Raw genomic sequence first — 20,131 nt, 5'->3', positions numbered from 1 at the left:
ATGATCAATTTAAAAAATGTAAGCTTTGCCTACAGTAAAGATTCAGCAAACATCTTAAAAAATATTAATTTGGAAATTAATGATGGGGAATGTGTTGCCTTTATAGGGGCGAGTGGTTGTGGTAAAACTACCCTTACAAGACTTATAAATGGTCTTGCTTATAAATTCTATGGAGGAAAATTAAAGGGAGAAATTTCCATAGATGGAATAAATCCCCTGGAAAAAGAATTATATGAAATAGGGAGGAAAGTAGGATCTATTTTTCAAAATCCCAAGAGTCAATTTTTTGCAGAAAATGTAGAAGATGAAATTGCCTTCGGGCTTGAAAATTATGGGATAGAAAGAGAAAAAATAGATGAAATAATCAATAATTCCTTAAAATCTATTAATGGAGAAGATTTAAAAGATAAAAACTTATTTCATCTTTCAAGTGGAGAAAGACAAAAAATAACAATTGCTTCAATAAATGCACTTAATCCACCTATTTATGTTTTTGATGAACCGTCTGCTAACCTAGATATGAAAAGTGTAGAAGCTTTAAGAAAACTTATGCTTTTATTAAAGAAAAATAAAAAGACAATAATCATTTCAGAGCATAGGCTATACTACCTTAGAGGAGTAGTGGATAAATATTATTATCTTAAAAATGGGGAAATTAGCAATGTTTTTACAGAGGAAGAACTATTATCAAAAAGTGAAGATTTTTTCAATAAGTTAGGATTAAGATTCTTTTCTTTAAATAAAATATATCCTAAAATAAATAAGTTAAAAGAGATAAATTCTATGAACTTAGAAAAAATTTCTTTTTCCTATAATAAGAATGTCCTTATAAAAGATTTGACCTACGAATTTAAAAGTGGAAATATTTATGGAATTATTGGGGATAATGGCATAGGCAAATCTACTCTGTTTAAAATTTTAAGTGGACTTGTGAAAAAAGATAGTGGTTTTATATCTATAAATGGAGAAAAATTAAACAAAAGAAATAGGCAAAAAAGAATATACTACCTGTCAAATAATCCTGATAGTAATCTTTTTGAAGTTTCAGCAGAAGACGAGTTAAAACTAAATAATAAAGATGCAGATACAGATAAAATATTAGCTGATTTTAACTTAGAAAATTTAAAAGACATCCATCCACAAATCATGTCAGGCGGACAAAAACAAAGATTAACTATCGCCTCAGCAGAACTTTTAGAAAGAGATGTTTATTTATTTGATGAGCCAACAAGTGGTTTAGATGGACATAATATGCAAATTATTTCAGAAAGAATGAAGAAATTACAAGAAAAAGAAAAAATTATACTTATAATTTCCCATGATTATGAATTTTTGTGTAATTCCTGCAATAAAATTCTTTATCTAGATGGATACTCTTTTGAGGAATTTTCTACAAAGGAGGATAAAGAAAAAATATTAGCTATATTAATGGGAAAAAAATATAATATTAAGGAGGGGATTTGATGGATCTAATAAAACAATATGTAAAAAAGAGAAAAGGCTCATATTTTATGTCAATCTTACTGGCAATAATTGGAGTAGTGGCTGGGCTTTTTTCTTATATTTTTATGGCGAAAATTATTGTGAATTTGATTAATGGCGTAAGCGACATGAATTTATACACTCCACTTTGCATAATTATTTTAATAACATTTGTTATTAAAGAAGTGGCAGCAGGAATATCAACAAGTATTTCCCATACCGCAACCTTTAATTCATTAGGAGAAATTAGAAATGATATTTCTAAGAAACTTTTTAAGATGCCACTGGGAGATGTTCTTTCAAGGACATCTGGAGAATTAAAAAATATTATAGTTGAGCAAGTTGATTCTATGGAAACTTCACTTGCCCACCTTGTTCCAGAATTTACGGCAAACTTAGTAGGACCTGTTCTATTATTTATTTATATGTTTACCTTAGATTGGCGATTGACCTTGCTATCACTAATTCCTTTTGTAGTAGGAATGGCTACCATGATGTCTGTTATGAATGCTCATTATAAGGAAATGTTTGGAAAGTCAGTTGCCATTGGTCAACATATGAATAATTCCATTGTTGAGTATATAAATGGGATAGAAGTAATAAAGACCTTTAATCAAAGCGAATCATCTTATAAAAAATATGCTGATGCAGTTTATGATAATGCAAGCTTTTATTATAACTGGATGGGTGAATCTATGAATAGGGTTGCCATAGGTAGATTACTTTCTCCTATGGGAATTATTACAATCATACCTTTTGGGATTTTATTTTATATAAATGGAAGTATTGATTTAGGAAATTTAATTACCTTAATAGTATTATCATTTGCTACAGTTTCTAGCATTTTAAAAATCATGAACTATATGGATGATATGTCAAGAATATCAACTATAACTTCTGAAATAGGAAAGATTTTAGATTCAAGAGAGTTAGAAAATATTGACAAGGGAGAAAAAATAGAATCCTATAATATAGAACTTCAAGACGTAGACTTTTCTTACGATGGAAAAAATAAGGTTATAGATAATCTTTCTATGGAAATAAAAGAATCTTCTGTTTCAGCCCTCGTTGGTCCTTCGGGATCAGGCAAGTCAACAATAGCAAAACTTATTGCTGGTTTTTGGAATGTAGATAAGGGATCTATTAAAATTGGAGGAGTAGAAACAAAAGATGTGTCGCTCGAAAACTTGTCTTCACTTATTTCTTTTGTATCCCAAGACAATTTCCTCTTTGATATGACTATAAAGGAAAATATTAGGCTTGGAAATAAGAATGCCTCTGACGAAGAAATTATAGATGTATGTAAAAAATCTGCCTGCCATGATTTTATTATGAATCTAACTAATGGTTATGATACAAGAGTTGGTGAAGGAGGAGGTCATCTATCTGGAGGAGAAAGACAAAGAATATCTATTGCTCGTGCCATGCTAAAGAATGCACCAATCGTAATTCTAGATGAAGCAACTTCCTATATAGATCCCGAAAATGAAGCTCTCATACAAAACGCCTTGGCAAACCTAGTTAAGGGTAAAACTTTAATCATAATCGCTCATAGGCTAAAGACAATTGTTGATGCAGATAGGATATTTGTTATTAAAGACGGCAAATTAAATTCTTATGGTACTCATGAAGAACTATTAAAGTCATCAGAACTTTATAAGGAAATGTATGCTGCAAATTTAAGGGGTGATGAAAATGCTTAATGTGTTTAAAAAGATATGGAATTTTTCAAAAGAAGAACAGGTATATATTAAGAAATCTATTCTCGCTGGATTTTTGCACGCAGTATTTAATGCCCTTGAGTTTGGTGCAATTTACTATATGCTAGTAAATATATTTTCTAAAACTTTAGGCTATAAGGATATCTTTGTTTGTCTTGGAATATTAGTTATATCCCTTGTCGGAAAGATAATGACACAAAAATCATCACAAATGGCACAAACACACGCTGGATATTTTATGGCAGCTCATAAGAGGATAGAAATAGGAGAAAAAATAAAAAGAGTTCCTATGGGTTTCTTTTCAAGCTTTTCACTAGGAAGATTAACTACTATTGCTACATCTTCACTTTCCCAAGCAGAAATGTGGGTGCCTATGCTTTTGGTTCTTGTACTTGGTGGAGTTTTAAATACTTTAGTCTTTGTCCTTGGAACTTTAATTTTTAACGTAAAGGTAGGACTGGTTGCTGTAGCAGGTGTGGTAGTATTTTTCATCGTTACATCAATGATGGAGAAAAAATCATCAGCTAATGCAGACAAAATGACAGAAACACAAACAAGACTTACAAAAGAAGTATTAGCAACTTTACAAGGAATGCAGGTTATAAAATCCTATAATCTTGGTGGAGAAAATAACAGAGCTTTGAGAAAGTCTATAAAAGATACATCAAATATACTTTTAGATTTAGAAATATCTGTAGCACCTTACACAGTTATCCAAAGAATTGTAATGGGAATAACAACAGTAGCTATGGTCTATGTATCATTAAAATTAAATTTATCTGGTGAACTTCCACTTGCTGAAACAATTCTTATGATTATGGCATCCTTTATTATCTTTGAAGGCTTAATCGGGGCAGGATCAAACATGGCAATCCTAAGAGCTTGCGAAAATGCCATAGATTCTGTAGGTTTTATCGACTCTATGCCTGATATGAGAGAAGGAAGTATTACAGAGCCTATAAAAAATCATGATATAGTCTTTAAAAATGTCAGCTTTTCTTATGATGACAGACCAATTTTAAAAAATGTATCAGCTGAGATAAAAGAAAATACCATGACTGCCATAGTTGGTCCATCTGGATCTGGTAAGACAACATTTTGTAATCTCATAGCGAGATTTTGGGATGTAAATTCTGGTGAAATTTTAATAGGTGGAGAAAATATTAAGGATTATAAGATAGAAAATCTTATGAATTCAATTTCCATGGTCTTTCAAGATGTATATCTATTTGAGGATACAATTGAAAACAATATAAAATTTGGAAAACAAAATGCAAGCCATGAAGAAGTAGTTCAGGCTGCTAAAAAAGCAAGATGTCATGAATTTATAGAAGCTTTACCAGAAGGATATAACACTGTCATCGGAGAAGGTGGAGCAAGTCTATCAGGTGGAGAAAAACAAAGAATTTCCATTGCAAGAGCTATGCTAAAAGATGCGGACATCATAATCTTTGATGAAGCCACAGCAAGTATAGATCCAGAAAATGAAGATAAGCTTAAAGAAGCAATAGAATCATTAACAAAAAATAAGACGATAATAATGATTGCCCACAGGTTAAAGACAATTAGAAATGCTGACCAGATTTTAGTCTTAAAAGATGGAGAAATAGTAGAACGTGGAAATCACGAAGAACTGATTAAAAATAATGGACTTTATTCTGATCTTATCAATGCAAAAACTAAGGCGGAATCATGGAAATTAAATAATTAATATAAAAGAAATATTTAAAGTCTTTGAATAAGAAAATATAGATACTTTGACAATGAATGAAGAATTACTATTAACAATATTAAGTTCAGTAGCTCAACAAGAAGTAGAAAATAACTCAGCCCATGTAAAAAAGGATTGAAAATGAAAATGGAAAAGGGGGAGCTTATTGGTTTTCAAGGTTGCCTTAGTTATGATTATGACCATACAACAAAAAGTATCTTTATAAAAGAAGAAATAAATGATAATACTTTAGTCAAAGATTTGAAAAAGTTAGAAAACCAATTAAATAGAATCATTAGTCAAGAAAGAAAGTTAGTTGATCTTCATTTAGAAGATAATATAGATGAAGAAGTTTATACTAAAAAGTATAAAAAACTTACAAAACAAAAAGAAGAATTACTTGATGAAAAGAAAACACTGGAACTAACAATAAAAGATGAAAGTTTTATTAAAGAAAGACTAAAGCAATTTAAAAAGATCTTAGATAATAGAGAAATTATAGAGGAATTTAACAGAACAGTATTTGAAAGCATAGTTGAAAAAGTTGTGGTAGGCAGAATTGACAAAGAAGGAACAGTCCATCCATATGACTTAACATTCTATTTCAAAACAGGAGTAAAAGATAGTCTAGATTCAAATAATTTCAAAGATAAAAGAAAGAATGCCAAAGACAATGATATTGATAAATTGTGCTCCCACAAGAATGACGAGGATAAAAAATTATGTTCCCAAATAAAAGGCAACGCACGTTGAAGCCCTAGCCCTACTTGTCAAGAAGCGAAGATACACTGAAAAGTAGAGGCAGGTCTCATGCAAAGATTTCCCAGGAGAAGCGACCGAATAGGAAGCTTTGATTGGCAGAAATCGACTGCTGAAGCTATAGCGTTGATACAAAAGATGTAAATTTAGAAATCCTGCATTTTAAGCAGTTTTATAAGCATTTTGTCTTTGAAAAAGATAAAGAAGAATATGTAAAAAAGACTCAAAAAAACTATATGGATGTAAGAGTGGTTTTGCAACTAGTATGAGGAAACACAAAAAATATAATTAACTCATTTTGTACTTTCTACAAGAGTAGCTTAAAGGGCTACTCTTTTTTGATTTAATAAAATTTACCTTAATCACAATAATCGCATTTTAACTTGTGATGTTTGCAAGCTAAATTACGGACTTCACTAGGAAGTTTTCCCTTGTATCTTTTGTAATAAATGGAAAATTTGCTAGCAGATGAATATCCAACAGATTCTGCTATTTCTTTTATAGGAAGTTCGGCATTTAACAGAAGAGTTTCAGCCACATTCATTCTTTTTCTTTGGGTGTATTCTGTAATGCTTTGACCATATTTTTCTTTGAACAAATTTTTTAATTTTGTTCCGCTCATTTTAGATATTTTTTCAAGGGTTTCTTGATTTACATTCATGGCGAAATGGTCATCTAAGAATCTTGCTACATCTTCAAGTGCTTTATTATCATCAGACTCAATTTTATATTTCTTCCTATTTAAGTAGGTATCTATTACTATACTCACCCATTCATTTGCTTTGGCTTTAAAGAAAAAATCGGCGGCAGGAGCATACATCTTACAATTCAAGATTTCCATTGCCACTTTTTCTAGGGCCTTTGTAAGTATAATTTGATTAGTTTGAAATAAGTTCGAATAAAAAGATTCTGGATCAATATTAATGGATGATAGGTGCTTTTCCAAAAGTTCTCTTTTAAATCCTATAGAAACAGCAAGATAATAGCAGTTCTCATGTAATAAAAATAGGAAGTCATCTTTTATATTATCAAAATCAAGAGTACATAAAGAGTTTGCGGTAAGCGTTTGATACGGATTAAATTTTTCTCCATTTGCGCTGACTATGTAGCTTGTGTATATTGACACATAATCTGCCATACTATAAGTATTATTTTGAACTACTTCTTCTTTGATATAAAAATCATGGACATCAATAATAAATCCATCTCCTTCATAAAACCAATACAGGCCTTCTGCGTAAGTTAAGTCTTCTTTATTCCAACAAAAAGTGTGGCCTGCACTTGAATACTTCTTATTGTTTTTACACTCATCTACTTTCATATAATCTTTTACAAAATCGTAATATGTCATAATACACCTATCCCTTTTAGACAATATTCCAATTAGCCTTATTATTTTAAAACCATTGTATTAGTAATTATAGCCGATGTATAATAAAAACGCAATGATAGCTATTATCAGCTAAGTAAATTTATACCTAAATGGAACATCAAAGAAAGGGGAGATGATTATGAAGATTTACAAAAAACTATTTGCTTATGTACAGGATAAAAAATATCTTGGATTTTTAGCTATAGTTTTTTCTGCTATATCTGCTGTACTTACAGTATATGGATATTATTTAATCTACAAATTTCTGGATAAGTTAATCATTAATTCGAATTTATCGGGTGCAGAGAGCTTAGCATTAAAATCTGTTATTACACTAACAATTGGAGCGGTATTTTATTTTGTTTCAGGAATGTTTTCACACATCTTGGGATTTAGGCTTGAAACAAATTTGAGGAAAAGAGGGATCGATGGTTTAGAGAAAGCTAGTTTTAGGTTCTTTGACTTGAATCCATCTGGTCAAATTAGAAAAATAATAGATGACAACGCCGCACAAACTCATCAGGTTGTAGCTCACATGATTCCAGATAGCTCTCAGGCAATAGTTACACCTATACTTGTCCTTGTACTAGGCTTTATAGTAAGTATAAGAGTTGGCATAACCTTGCTTGCTCTTACAATAATTGGCGGCTTAATTTTAGGGGCAATGATGGGCGAGCAAAAATTTATGAAGATATACCAAGAAGCGCTATCTAAATTAAGTGCAGAGACTGTTGAATACGTAAGAGGAATGCAAGTTGTAAAAATATTTAGAGTAAATGTTGAGTCATTTAAAAGTTTTTATAAGGCTATAAAAGATTACTCAAAGTATGCTTATGATTATTCGCTATCTTGTAAAAAGCCGTATGTTTTGTATCAGTGGTTATTTTTTGGACTGATTGCAATTTTAATTATTCCTATAGTTTATTTTATGGCTACCTTAGGCAGCGCCAAGATGATATTACTTGAGCTTATCATGATTTTATTTTTATCGGGAGTTCTATTTGTTTCATTTATGAGAATGATGTGGTACTCCATGTATATTTCTCAAGGCAATTATGCAGTAGATACTTTAGAGGCACTTTACGAAGATATGCAAAAAGACAAATTAGTGCATGGTAATGTCAATAATTTTAAAAACTACAATATAGAATTTGAGAATGTTAGCTTTGCTTATAACGATAAAGCTGTCATTGAAAATTTATCCTTTAAATTAGAAGAGGGAAAGTCCTATGCACTAGTTGGTTCATCTGGATCAGGCAAATCAACAGTAGCAAAACTTATATCAGGTTTTTACAATGTTAATGAAGGAACGATAAAGATAGGCGGGACTCCAATAAGTGAATATTCTGACGAAGTTTTAATTAAAGCCATTTCTTTTGTTTTTCAAGATTCAAAATTATTCAAGAAGAGTATTTATGACAATGTTTTTTTAGCTAATAAAGATGCGACAAGAGATGACGTTATGAGAGCCTTAAAATTAGCAGGATGCGATCTGATATTAGACAAATTCCCAGAAAGAGAAAATACTATCATAGGATCAAAAGGAGTTTATTTATCTGGTGGAGAAAAACAAAGAATTGCAATTGCAAGAGCAATTTTAAAGGATTCCAAAATTATTATTATGGACGAAGCATCAGCATCAATTGACCCAGATAACGAGTTTGAACTACAAAAAGCTTTCAAAAATCTTATGAAGGATAAAACAGTTATCATGATTGCACACAGGTTATCAACAATTAAAGACCTTGATGAAATACTTGTGATGGATAGCGGAAAAATTATAGAAAGAGGCTCCGACAAAAAATTAATGTCAAGAGATACAAGGTATAAGAGACTGCAAGAGATGTTTAACAGTGCAAATGAATGGAGGGTTTCGAATGAAGGAGTTTTATAAAAAAAGATTTGCTCTTACAGATAAAGGAGCAAGAAATTTAAGCAAAGCAACACTGGCTTCATTTTTCGTTTATTGTATAAACATGCTTCCTGCCATTTTACTTATGATTTTTGCTCAGGAAGTTTTGGAAAATATGGGCAAAAGCAAGGGCTTTTATATAGTATTCTCAGCCTTGACCTTGCTAGCAATGTATATTTTGCTTTCTATCGAATACGATAAATTATATAGCACAACCTATCAAGAAAGTGCAGATTTAAGAATAAGGACAGCGGAATATTTATCAAAACTGCCTCTATCATACTTTTCTAAACATGACATTTCCGACCTTTCACAAACAATCATGTCTGATATTGAAGGTATAGAGCATGCAATGAGCCATTCAATACCAAAGGTAGGCGGCATGGCACTCTTCTTCCCGCTTATATCCGTCATGATGCTAATGGGTAATGTCAAGATGGGCTTAGCTGTAATTATTCCATCTCTTTTAAGCTTTATATTCATACCCTTATCTAAAAAATATCAGGTTAAGGGACATAAAAGATATTATGATATTCTAAGAAAAAACTCAGAAAGTTTTCAGGAAAATATAGAAATGCAAATGGAGATTAAAGCATACGGCTTATCAGAGGAAATGAAAGAAAAGCTATATGAAAAAATGGATAAAAGTGAAAAAGTGCACTTAAAAGCGGAAATAACTACAATTTTAACTATGTCTATATCTTCAATATTTAGTTTTATTTCCCTTGCTGTCGTAATATTTGTTGGCGTAAATCTAATTATTAGTAAAGAGATAAGCCCTCTCTACCTTGTAGGATATTTACTAGCGGCGATAAAGCTAAAAGACTCTCTAGATGCATCTAAAGAGGGCATGATGGAGATATTTTATTTATCGCCAAAAATTGAAAGACTAAAAGAAATTCAAAATCAAAATTTACAGGAAGGCGAAGACTATAATTTGAAAAAATTTGATATTGATCTAAAAGATGTTGAGTTTGCCTACAATAAAGACGCAAAAGTTTTAAATGGGGTAAGCTTTAGAGCTAAGCAGGGAGAGGTTACTGCTTTAGTAGGTGCAAGCGGATGCGGTAAAACAACTATCTTGAAACTTATATCAAGACTTTATGATTACGACGAGGGAGAAATCCTAATCGACGGCAAAGATATAAAAGAAATATCAACAGAATCCCTTTTTGACAAGGTATCCATAGTTTTCCAAGATGTCGTTCTATTTAATCAAAGCGTTATGGAAAATATTAGAATCGGAAAGCAAAATGCAAGTGACGAAGAAGTTAAAAGGGCAGCAAAACTTGCAAACTGCACAGATTTTATAGAAAAGATGGATAAGGGTTTCGATACAGTTATTGGTGAGAACGGAGCTGAGCTATCAGGAGGAGAAAGACAAAGGTTATCAATAGCCAGAGCCTTCTTAAAAGATGCACCGATATTGATTTTAGATGAGATAGCAGCAAGCCTTGATGTTGACAACGAGAAAAAGATTCAAGAGTCTTTAAATAATTTAGTTAAAGATAAAACTGTTGTCATCATTTCACACAGAATGAAATCCATAGAAAATGCAGACAAGATAATAGTTCTTGAAAACGGAAAAGTAGAAAGTGAAGGCAAACATGAAGAGCTTTTACAAAAATCAAAAGTTTACAAGAATTTAATAGAAAAAACAAAAATGGCAGAAGAATTTATTTATTAGGAGGTTTAAATTGGATGATAAAAAATTAAAAGTCAAAGATTTAGTAAGCATCGGTGTTTTTGGCGTAATTTATTTCGCCTTGATGTTTGGAATTGGAATGATGGGCATGATTCCAATATTGTTTTTAATATACCCGACAGTATTAGCCATAGTTGCAGGGACTGTAGTTATGTTATTTATGACTAAGGTTCAAAAACCATGGGCGTTATTTATATTCGGTATGATATCACCGCTTGTTATGTTTGCTGCTGGACATACTTATGTAGTTGTAGTTTTATCGCTTATAGTAATGATAATATCAGAATTAATTAGAAAGATTGGCAATTACAATTCTTTTAAATACAATATGCTTTCTTACGCTGTATTTTGCATATGGATTTGCAGCTCTATGATGCAAATGCTTTTAGCAAAAGAAGTATATATAGAACATTGCAAAATGATGGGAGACGACTATGTAGTAGCCCTAGAAAAACTAATAACATATCCTCACATGGCTTTAGTAGCCTTAGGTGCTTTTATAGGAGGAATTATTGGGGCATATATAGGAAAGGCTCTATTGAAGAAACACTTTGAAAAAGCAGGCATTGTATAATGCCTACCTTTTCTTCAAATGCTCCCTTTAATCCAAATCCGATCAGCAAAATATTAGCCGTATTTCTTACAGGATTAACAGTAATGCATGGCATAAATATCCGCTTTGAACTAGCTATTATCTGTATATTTTTAATTTTGTTTTATTTGAATGAATATAAAAAAACACTTTTAAAATGGATAGTTTTATGTGGAATACTTTACTCCTTGCCTAATTTTATGATTCTATCTACAATAAACCCAATAATTAAGATGTTTTTAAGTATACCTATAGTCTTTAGAATGTTTTTATTGCCATTTATGGCAGCTAGCTTCATGATAAAAACTTCTGACGTAGGCACAATAATTTCATCAATGGATAAGCTTAAAATTCCAAAAAATCTTTCCATACCTATTGCAGTTATGTTTAGATTTTTCCCATCTTTTAAAGAGGAGAAGAAAAACATCAAAATGGCTATGAGAGTAAGGGGGATAAATTTTAAAAACCCAATCAAATATCTTGAATATGTTTCAGTACCACTACTAATTATATCTTCAAACATTGCAGATGACATTGCAAAAGCAGCAGAAACAAAGGCGATAGAAAATCCAATTGCCAAGACCAGATATATCAGTGTAAAGATACAGCTAATTGATTTTGTTTATGTATTAGCAGTTGCTGGACTTATTGTGGGAGGCTTAATATGGTTGAAATAAAAAATTTAAGTCTTGATTATGGCGAAGTGCATATATTGGATGATATATCACTATCAATAGCCGAGGGAGAGTGTGTCCTATTTACGGGAAAAAGCGGAAGCGGCAAATCATCTTTAATAAATTCTATCAACGGATTAGCTGTAAGGTATGATAACGCAAAAACAAAGGGAGAAATAATTATTGATGGCAAAAATATAAAAGATTTGGAGCTTTATCAAATCTCAATGCTTGTCTCAACTGTTTTTCAAAATCCTAAGACATATTTCTTTAATGTTAATACGACATTAGAATTATTGTTTTATTTAGAAAATGTTGGTCTTGCAAGAGAAGAGATGGACAGGCGTTTAAAGGACATGCTTGAAATATTCCCGGTAAAAAATCTTTTGAATAGAAATATATTTAATCTATCTGGCGGTGAAAAACAAATTCTTTGCATTGCTGCTTCTTATATAGCAGGTACAAAGATTATAGTTATGGATGAGCCTTCATCAAATTTGGATATTAAAAGCATAAGTGTTTTGACAAAAATGCTTAAAATACTAAAAGAAAAAGGCATAAGCATAATTGTAGCAGAGCATAGAATTTATTATTTGATGGACATAGTTGATCGTGTATTTTTGATAGATAAAGGCAAACTTAAAAAAACTTATACAAGAAGTGAATTTTTAAAGTTTGATAAAAATGAATTGAACGCTTTAAGTTTAAGGGATAAAGAATTAAGCAAATTAGAAGTTCCTTATTTAAAAGACGGTGGAGAATATCAGATAAAAAATCTTAGCTACAAATTTACTGATGATGAGTGTTTAAGTATAAAAGACATCTCATTTAAGCTTGGTAAAATTTATGGCATAATAGGATCCAATGGACGAGGAAAGTCAACGCTTTTGAGATGCTTAATAGGTCTTGAGAAAAAATCAAAAGAAGGGATTTATTTTAAAGGAGAAAAACTATCCAAGAAAGAAAGGCTGAAAAAATCTTCACTTGTTATGCAAGACGTAAATCATCAATTATTTACAGATGAAGTATTCAAAGAGCTTAGCCTAGGTGTAAAAAATTTTGATGAAGAAAAGGCGAAAATCATTTTAAAAGATTTAGGCCTGGACGAATTTATTGAAAGGCATCCGATGAGTTTATCAGGAGGACAAAAGCAAAGACTTGCAATAGCGTCAGTTATGTGCAAGGACTCTACTTTTATTTACTATGATGAGCCAACTAGCGGCATGGATTATGCTAATATGATAAAAATATCTGAACTGATTAAAAAATATAGAAATAAAAATAAAATAATTTTTATTGTTTCCCATGATATAGAATTTTTAAATGAAGTGGCAGATGAGATTTTTGAATTGTAAATAGAGCATGAGAGCTAAGTCTATAGAACTGGATGGTGGTTTGAAAAAATTGACAAATCAAGGTAATTACTATATTATATAGGCAACAGTACCCGACACGCCTCTTAACAATGCGTACCAAGTCGGGTCTTTTGATTATAAGGAGTAATAACGTGAAAAAATCGCCATTTATACAAAACTTCAAAGAAAACTATTCAAGGAGATTAAATGAGAATAGATAGAATCAATACATATGATGACAATCGCTTCAGTCAAGAGGCACTATATCAGCACGGTTGCTACATTGTAGATGGCGATGTGCCTGTAGAAATTAAAATCATATCACAGACCGAGGCACTTATAAAAGGAGAAGAAGCATATTTTGACGAGGTCATTGAAGAGTTTCGATTTAATGCAGAGCACATCACAAATTTTTATGATGAAAGTGGTAAGCTTATTAAGAAATTCAAAGATGTGGAGGTTTTTAAGCTTGATCTAGATAAAATCCAGCCGATACAGTTCTTTATAGATAGTGATAAATTAGAGGCAGTTAAGAGCTTTGTTAATAGAGAAGAAGACGTGATTATCCCAGTTACAATATGCGAAGACACATACGCGTCCCTAGATGGACACACACGCCTCTACCTTGCATATAGTCTTGGATTCAAGTACGTATACGCCTATATTAGTGAAACCTTCTGTGGTTTTGAATATTTCTTTGATGAAGCAAGAAAAAGAAATATATTTACAGCAAAAGACTTGACCTTGCTCACACATGATGACTATACAGTTAAGTGGGATAAGTTTTGCGATGAGTATTATATGAGTATAGAGTGTGAATAGACGAGTGTGTTGTTCGGGTAAAATAGTAAATAATATTAAGATAAACTAGTAAAATTCTGAACTGATTTTAGAAATCAAGGACTTGATGGGCTTAAACCAAAAAAGAGAGGAAGATCTTCAAGTATGACTAAAGGTTTCAAATCTTTATATATACAAATTCCGCTGAAAAATAAAAGCTGACAAAGAAAAATCTACCGAAAAGATAGATGGAGTTATTGCTATGGTGAGCAATAAGGTGTGAAATGGACAAGTCAATCTGTTTATGATGACAGGGGATTGATTGTTTTTATGGGTATAAATTATTAAATAGTATTAGGAGGTACAGACAAATGAACAATAGATATAGTCTTACAAATAACTAAGAGAGGAAAAAATCCTCTCAAAAAAAACATAGGAGGATTTATGATATATATACAAAACTTAATAAAAACTTTACCAGATAGAAAGCTATTTGAAATTGATAGTTTATCAATAAATGAAAATGATAAGATAGCCTTAATAGGTGACAATGGAACGGGTAAAACTACTCTTTTAAGAATAATATTAGGAATAGATAAAGACTATACTGGTCAAGTAAGAGTAGATAGAGATTTAGGATATTTATTAAATTATGATATTCAAGCTAAGAATTTTTCTGATGAAATCTATTCCAAATCTCAGTTAAAGATTGATGACGATTATAGTCCGGGTGAGGAACAAAGATTAAAATTAACAGATATTTTATCAGATAGTTTTAAGTTTCTTTTAATAGATGAGCCTACATCCCATTTAGACTTAAAGCAAAAAGAAGAACTTATAGAAAAGCTAAATTCAAGAAAAACAGGATACCTTATAATTTCGCATGATCGTGATTTCATAAATAGAACTTGTAAAAAAATTATAGAATTAAAGGATGAAAAAATTGAAGAATATAATGGAGACTACAATTTCTATCTTGAAGAAAGAGAAAAAAGACAAAAGTTTCAAGATAAAGAGTATTCGAATTTTATAAAAGAAAAAAGACGATTAGAAAATCTAGCTATCAATATAAAGGAACAATCATCTAAAGTAAGAACCACACCTAAAAGGATGGGGAATTCAGAAGCAAGACTCCATAAGATGGGTGGTCAGGAAAACAAGAAAAAATTAGACAAGCAAGTAAAAGCTGTAGAATCTAGGATAAATCAACTTGATATAAAAGAAAAACCTAAAGAAGAAAAAGAGATACAACTATCCATTCCAGATAATAAACGAATTCATTCTAAAATATTGATAAGAGCGGAAAACATAAATAAAAAATTTGGAAATAAGGTTTTGTTTGAAAAATCCAACTTCCAAATAAACAACAATTCTAAAATAGCGATAATTGGAGAAAACGGAAGTGGAAAAACTACTCTTTTAAATATGATACGTAATAAAGAAAACATATGGGTGCATCCAAATCTTAAGATAGGTTATTTTAGTCAAATGAGTGATATTTTAGAAGAAAATTCCAGCATCTTAAAAAATGTATCAAATACGTCTATATATGATGAAACAATGACAAGAATTGTTCTTGCAAGACTAGGGTTTAAGTCTAACGATGTATATAAGATTATAAATGTATTAAGCGATGGAGAAAAAGCTAAGGTAAAATTGGCTAAAATTTTAACATCTGATTTTAATTATCTTATATTTGATGAACCGACAAACTTTTTGGATATAAGAGCAATAGAAAGTTTAGAAAATCTACTGAAATCTTATGATAGACCATTTATTTTTGTAAGTCATGATGAGGAGTTTATAAATAAAATATCAGATACACTTATGATTATAGAAGATAAAAGAATCAAAAATTTTAAAGGTAATTTATCACAATACAAAAATAGGAATAAGAAGACAACAATTAACAAGGATAGAGATATTTTATTACTTGATTTTAGAATATCCTCTATAAGTTCTAGACTAGCAATGGAGATACCCAAAGAGGAAAGAGAAAAACTAGAAGAAGAGTATAATAATCTTATTGAAGAAAAAAATAAATAAATTTTAGCATCTTTTATCAATCGGGCAATTAATTTATTTTGCTGAAAATCTCAACGATATAAAACAAATCTTGAAATTAGTGTAAATCTCGTCAATAGAATTATAAAATCTGAATTTGGAGGAAATAATATGATAATAGATAGTTTTGATAATGAAACAGAGCCAGTTTTAAGTCTAAAAGACTTTTACGGAGAAAAGAAAAATATTGCAGAAAAATGTTTGATAATATATTCAAAAAGCATAATAGAATATTTGCTTGATAATTTTGAATGCGAAGAAATTGGAAATATAGGATCTGTAAATGGGTCAAGACCAGTATATAAAAGTAGATTTGAAGGTCAAGAATTTGTATTTTATCTTACTATGATGGGTTCGGCTCTTGCTTCAGGAGATTGTGTAGAAGTTAATTGGATTACAGGTGCAAATAAATTTATTATGTTTGGATCTTGTGGAAGTCTTGATAAGGAAAAAACTTTTGGAAAGTACATTATACCAACAGAGGCTTATAGAGGTGAGGGAGCATCTTATTACTATGCGGCTCCTTCAGATTATCTTGATATTAAAAACCATGGTAAGCTTGAAGAATTTTTTATCAAGGAAAAAGCTCCCTACACTAAGGGAAAAGTCTGGACTACAGATGTTATGCTTCGTGAGACACGCGGACTCGTTTCAAAGAGAAAGGCAGAAGGATGTATAGCAGTAGAAATGGAGCTTGCAGGTGTTCAAGCAGCTTGTGATTTTTATGGATTTGAACTTTATAACTTTCTTGAAGCAGGAGATGTATTAGATGAGAGCTGTTATGAGGTCGAAGGACTCCATAATGCCAACCATGATCTTGGAAAATTGTATTTGGCATTAAAATTTTTAAAAGAAATATAAGATAAACAAATCTAGAGGTTAGTATTGAAATAAATGGTTTTTAGGATTTAAAAGAAATCTTAAAAGCCGTTTTTTATTTAAAAAAAAGTAATATGAAATTTGTTGTGGAAGTCGTAATCTATCGTCTACACCAGTTTGTTTTGCATAAAATCTTAAATCAAAAAGAAAAAAAGTGGTATAATATAGATGAGAATAAGTATCAAGAGGAGGAGGAAATGTTTAAGCGTTTTTTTGAAAATTTTAGAAAACCGAAAGACAATTTTGGCGGTAGGTTTATGTTAAAAAGCATGAATAAAGGACATGAAAAATTAGCAAGTTGGGGAAGGTCTTACATAAATATTGAAAACGATTATATTGTCCTAGATTTGGGCTGCGGCGGGGGTCGTAACATAGAATATTTTTTAACTAAAGCAAAAAAAGTTTACGGAATTGACCACTCAGAAACAAGTGTAAAGATGGCTAGTGAGATAAATAAAGAAGCGATTGAGTCTGGAAGATGCGAGATTTCACTGGGAGACGTAAGAAGCCTTCCTTTTGAAGATGAATCCATAGATATCGTCACAGCGTTTGAAACTATTTATTTTTGGAATGACATAGAAGAATGTTTCAAAGAAATTTATCGTGTGCTTAAAAAGGACGGACAATTTTTAATATGCAATGAAGTGTCATCTATGAAAAGAAGAGATGTAAAAAAATTAGCACATATGATAGAAATGGAAGTATACACACCCTACGACTTAACAAGAATGCTGGGGAAATTGGGATTTAATTTTGAATATCATTTAGATAGAAAACAACAAGTCGTATTTATCGCAAGAAAATAGGAAAGACAAAGAAAGGCAAGGATAAAAATGAAATATCACAGTTTTTATTTCTATCAGTTTCAACATCCTATGAAAAAAGTTTTGGTGGAAAAATATGGAAGAAAGTATGCTAGGGATATCCTCAAAAAAAGCAAAATAATTTATCGAAAACTAGTAGAAGAAGCAGATGATATCGGAGATGATAATCCAATGGCATACAATGAGATGTTCGCTCTTGTATTTGTTGCGCCATATTTAGCAAGCGAAAAAGAAATTCCGCCAGAGACCATCCAGGAAATGATGCGTCGCTCTCTGTATTTTGTCAAATGGTTTTTTTCATTAACTAATCTAAATACTAAGAGAGGAAAAAAGGCCAATAAGAAAAATATAGTTAAGTATTATAAATGGTATACCGAGGAAAAAGAAAAGCTCTATCCCACATCATTTAAGGTTGATTTTGTGGGAGAACCATATGAGGGCGCTTGTTATTACAGAATTACTCGTTGTCCTATTTGTACATATACTAAAAAGCTTGGGGTACATGAATTAATGCCACTATTCTGTGAATTGGATGAGGTTATGATAAGTCTTCAACATGGAGTTTTACATAGAAAAGGCACGATAGCAAATGGAGCAGATTGTTGTGATTATTTTATCACAGGTGATAGAGAATGAACCGATGTTATATGAATAAGAAATTGGTAAAGTTTGTGATTAATTTATTATTATTGGAGTAGAATAAAATGAGCTTAACTTATAAAATTGCATCGACAATTGTGAGACTTATCGGAGTCAAAAAAATGTTTTTAAAGAACAAAGAAGAGATGCTTGATTATGCAAAAGGTGAAAATGCAAAAATAGTATTTGATTTAGAAAAGGCAAAGGCAAGGGCTACGAGAAAGAATTATTATCTTTATGATAGAGATGTTATGGGTTACAGACTGATTTCATATCAAAAAAATCAAACGCCCGCCGACGGTGCAGTTCTCTATCTATTCGGCGGAGGAATGATAACACAACCGAATAAACTGGATTTTAAATTATCGGAACGAATAATGGAACAAACCGGAAAAGATGTTTGGTTTTTATTTTATCCTCTTTGTTCAGAAAATGTAAAGATAGATAAGACATATGAAGTATCATTTGAAGCCTATAGGCTGATGACCGAAAGTTACAAAGCAGAAAATATCAGCGTCCTTGGATTTTCATCAGGGGCTTGTCTATCACTAGGGATTTTTTTGCATAACAACGCCATAGGAAGACCACTTTCAATGCCAGGTAAGATTATTTCGGTATCTCCAGGAGGAATTCCGGATGTAACTGTCGATGAAAATAAAGAAATTTGGGAGAAATTAAAAGAACTTAACCACAAGGATGTAATGATTGATCCGACGTATATTAAAACCGCAAGAGAAATCGCAAAAGGAGATAAAGACATACCTGAATATATGCTAGATGGAACTATAGGAGATTTTACAGACTTTCCGAAAACATATTTTTATTTCGGAGAAAATGAATGCCTCTATGCCTTTGCGCAAACCTTTAAAAAAGCAATGGAAAAATACCACATACCATACGAAATTATTGTCGGAAAAGGAATGTGCCACTGCTATCCATTGGTGAGATTTTTTAGAGAGGGAAGAGAAGCACAGGATGAAATTATTGAATTGTTAGGACAATAATTTAGGGTAGACAATGATATCACAAGAATATAAAATGCCGATATTCGGTGTCGGGCCAATATATGTAATAACATGTCTAATCCTTACAATAGCTGGTATATGGCTTCATCTCAATGGATGCATTTATCAAGGGAAAATTATAAGCATAAATATTTTTTTATTGACAAATTTTATGAAACAGATTTTAAAAAAGTGTCCACAGGAGGATCAATGGGTGCGAGAATATTTGATTTAACTGGAATATTAAATACTGATAAAATACCAGAAGTTGAACAAATTGCAGAAATTTTAAAAGAAAAGACAAGGGAATAATTAATAGAGATATTGAAATTTAGAAAAATTAAATATATTTTTTCTAAACAAAATCCACAAGACGATATAAATATCGTCTTTTTTTATTCTAGTTTCCATTAAATGACTTGTCCACAATAATTATTTGATATAATGAAAAAAGAGAAAAAGCCAATTCACAAGTTTGTGATTATCATATAGTAAAAATCAAAATCACTAATTACTATGCGTTAATTATACAAGACCAGCTATCAAATGTCAAGAGAAAATAAAAAATAATTTATCTTGAAATTTAAGGCATGTCAAACAAGCCTAAAAAATTAGGCTTAGAAAAATTTAATAAGAATTACACAACAACTAAATATTA

At 31.0% G+C, this 20,131-nt stretch carries 15 protein-coding genes and 1 pseudogene; 15 read left to right on the top strand and 1 reads right to left on the bottom strand.

Going from position 1 to position 20,131, the window contains the following annotated elements; all coding sequences use genetic code 11:
* The 4 genes and pseudogenes from ACU68U_RS07910 to ACU68U_RS07895 form a co-directional block, all read left to right on the top strand.
* Complete coding sequence (locus ACU68U_RS07910; RefSeq protein WP_094225133.1) at positions 1–1,464, top strand: ABC transporter ATP-binding protein; 1,464 nt, start codon at positions 1–3, stop codon at positions 1,462–1,464.
* Positions 1,464–3,185, top strand: a complete 1,722-nt coding sequence (locus ACU68U_RS07905) for an ABC transporter ATP-binding protein (RefSeq protein WP_446763100.1) — start codon at positions 1,464–1,466, stop codon at positions 3,183–3,185. Before ACU68U_RS07910 ends, ACU68U_RS07905 begins: the two co-directional genes overlap by 1 nt.
* The gene (locus tag ACU68U_RS07900) at positions 3,178–4,914 is read left to right on the top strand and encodes an ABC transporter ATP-binding protein (RefSeq protein ID WP_094206238.1); all 1,737 of its coding nucleotides are present in this window, start codon (positions 3,178–3,180) and stop codon (positions 4,912–4,914) included. Before ACU68U_RS07905 ends, ACU68U_RS07900 begins: the two co-directional genes overlap by 8 nt.
* Before the next feature lie 31 nt (positions 4,915–4,945).
* A pseudogene (locus tag ACU68U_RS07895) lies at positions 4,946–5,667 on the top strand (hypothetical protein); the annotation flags it as partial.
* Between the two features lie 364 nt (positions 5,668–6,031).
* Here ACU68U_RS07895 and ACU68U_RS07890 read toward each other — a convergent pair.
* Entirely contained in the window at positions 6,032–7,024 is a 993-nt protein-coding gene (locus ACU68U_RS07890) for a helix-turn-helix domain-containing protein (protein WP_446763099.1), read from the bottom strand.
* A 160-nt stretch (positions 7,025–7,184) separates the two neighbouring features.
* On the opposite strand from ACU68U_RS07890, the gene ACU68U_RS07885 reads away from it, so the two are divergent.
* The 11 genes from ACU68U_RS07885 to ACU68U_RS07835 all read left to right on the top strand — a co-directional run bounded on the left by ACU68U_RS07885 (position 7,185) and on the right by ACU68U_RS07835 (position 19,473).
* Complete coding sequence (locus ACU68U_RS07885; RefSeq protein ID WP_446763098.1) at positions 7,185–8,939, top strand: ABC transporter ATP-binding protein; 1,755 nt, start codon at positions 7,185–7,187, stop codon at positions 8,937–8,939.
* Complete coding sequence (locus ACU68U_RS07880) at positions 8,923–10,644, top strand: ABC transporter ATP-binding protein (RefSeq protein ID WP_446763097.1); 1,722 nt, start codon at positions 8,923–8,925, stop codon at positions 10,642–10,644. The genes ACU68U_RS07885 and ACU68U_RS07880 overlap by 17 nt, the downstream gene beginning before the upstream one ends.
* 10 nt (positions 10,645–10,654) lie before the next feature.
* Positions 10,655–11,236, top strand: coding sequence for an MptD family putative ECF transporter S component (locus tag ACU68U_RS07875; protein ID WP_446763096.1), 582 nt, complete (start codon positions 10,655–10,657; stop codon positions 11,234–11,236).
* Positions 11,236–11,931 (top strand): energy-coupling factor transporter transmembrane component T family protein, encoded by a 696-nt coding sequence (locus tag ACU68U_RS07870; protein ID WP_227905788.1) that lies wholly within the window; start codon positions 11,236–11,238, stop codon positions 11,929–11,931. The genes ACU68U_RS07875 and ACU68U_RS07870 overlap by 1 nt, the downstream gene beginning before the upstream one ends.
* The gene (locus ACU68U_RS07865; RefSeq protein ID WP_446763095.1) at positions 11,919–13,283 is read left to right on the top strand and encodes an ABC transporter ATP-binding protein; all 1,365 of its coding nucleotides are present in this window, start codon (positions 11,919–11,921) and stop codon (positions 13,281–13,283) included. The genes ACU68U_RS07870 and ACU68U_RS07865 overlap by 13 nt, the downstream gene beginning before the upstream one ends.
* A 207-nt stretch (positions 13,284–13,490) precedes the next feature.
* Positions 13,491–14,105 carry a hypothetical protein gene (locus ACU68U_RS07860; RefSeq protein ID WP_446763094.1) on the top strand — a complete coding sequence of 205 codons (615 nt, stop codon included), beginning with the start codon at positions 13,491–13,493 and terminating at the stop codon, positions 14,103–14,105.
* Positions 14,106–14,507: 402 nt separating this feature from the next.
* Positions 14,508–16,109, top strand: a complete 1,602-nt coding sequence (gene abc-f, locus ACU68U_RS07855; RefSeq protein ID WP_446763093.1) for a ribosomal protection-like ABC-F family protein — start codon at positions 14,508–14,510, stop codon at positions 16,107–16,109.
* A gap of 129 nt (positions 16,110–16,238) precedes the next feature.
* Complete coding sequence (locus ACU68U_RS07850) at positions 16,239–16,988, top strand: nucleoside phosphorylase (RefSeq protein WP_156850023.1); 750 nt, start codon at positions 16,239–16,241, stop codon at positions 16,986–16,988.
* 215 nt (positions 16,989–17,203) lie between these two features.
* Complete coding sequence (locus ACU68U_RS07845; protein ID WP_102164326.1) at positions 17,204–17,812, top strand: class I SAM-dependent methyltransferase; 609 nt, start codon at positions 17,204–17,206, stop codon at positions 17,810–17,812.
* A 27-nt stretch (positions 17,813–17,839) separates the two neighbouring features.
* Positions 17,840–18,466: an L-2-amino-thiazoline-4-carboxylic acid hydrolase gene (locus tag ACU68U_RS07840; RefSeq protein WP_316094462.1), complete on the top strand. Its 627-nt coding sequence runs from the start codon at positions 17,840–17,842 to the stop codon at positions 18,464–18,466.
* 68 nt (positions 18,467–18,534) lie between these two features.
* Positions 18,535–19,473, top strand: coding sequence for an alpha/beta hydrolase (locus ACU68U_RS07835; RefSeq protein ID WP_446763092.1), 939 nt, complete (start codon positions 18,535–18,537; stop codon positions 19,471–19,473).
* The last annotated feature ends 658 nt before the right edge of the window (positions 19,474–20,131 follow it).

This window comes from Finegoldia sp. P3-F-LR, from assembly GCF_052932165.1.
This window is presented reverse-complemented; position numbering and strand designations above follow the sequence as displayed.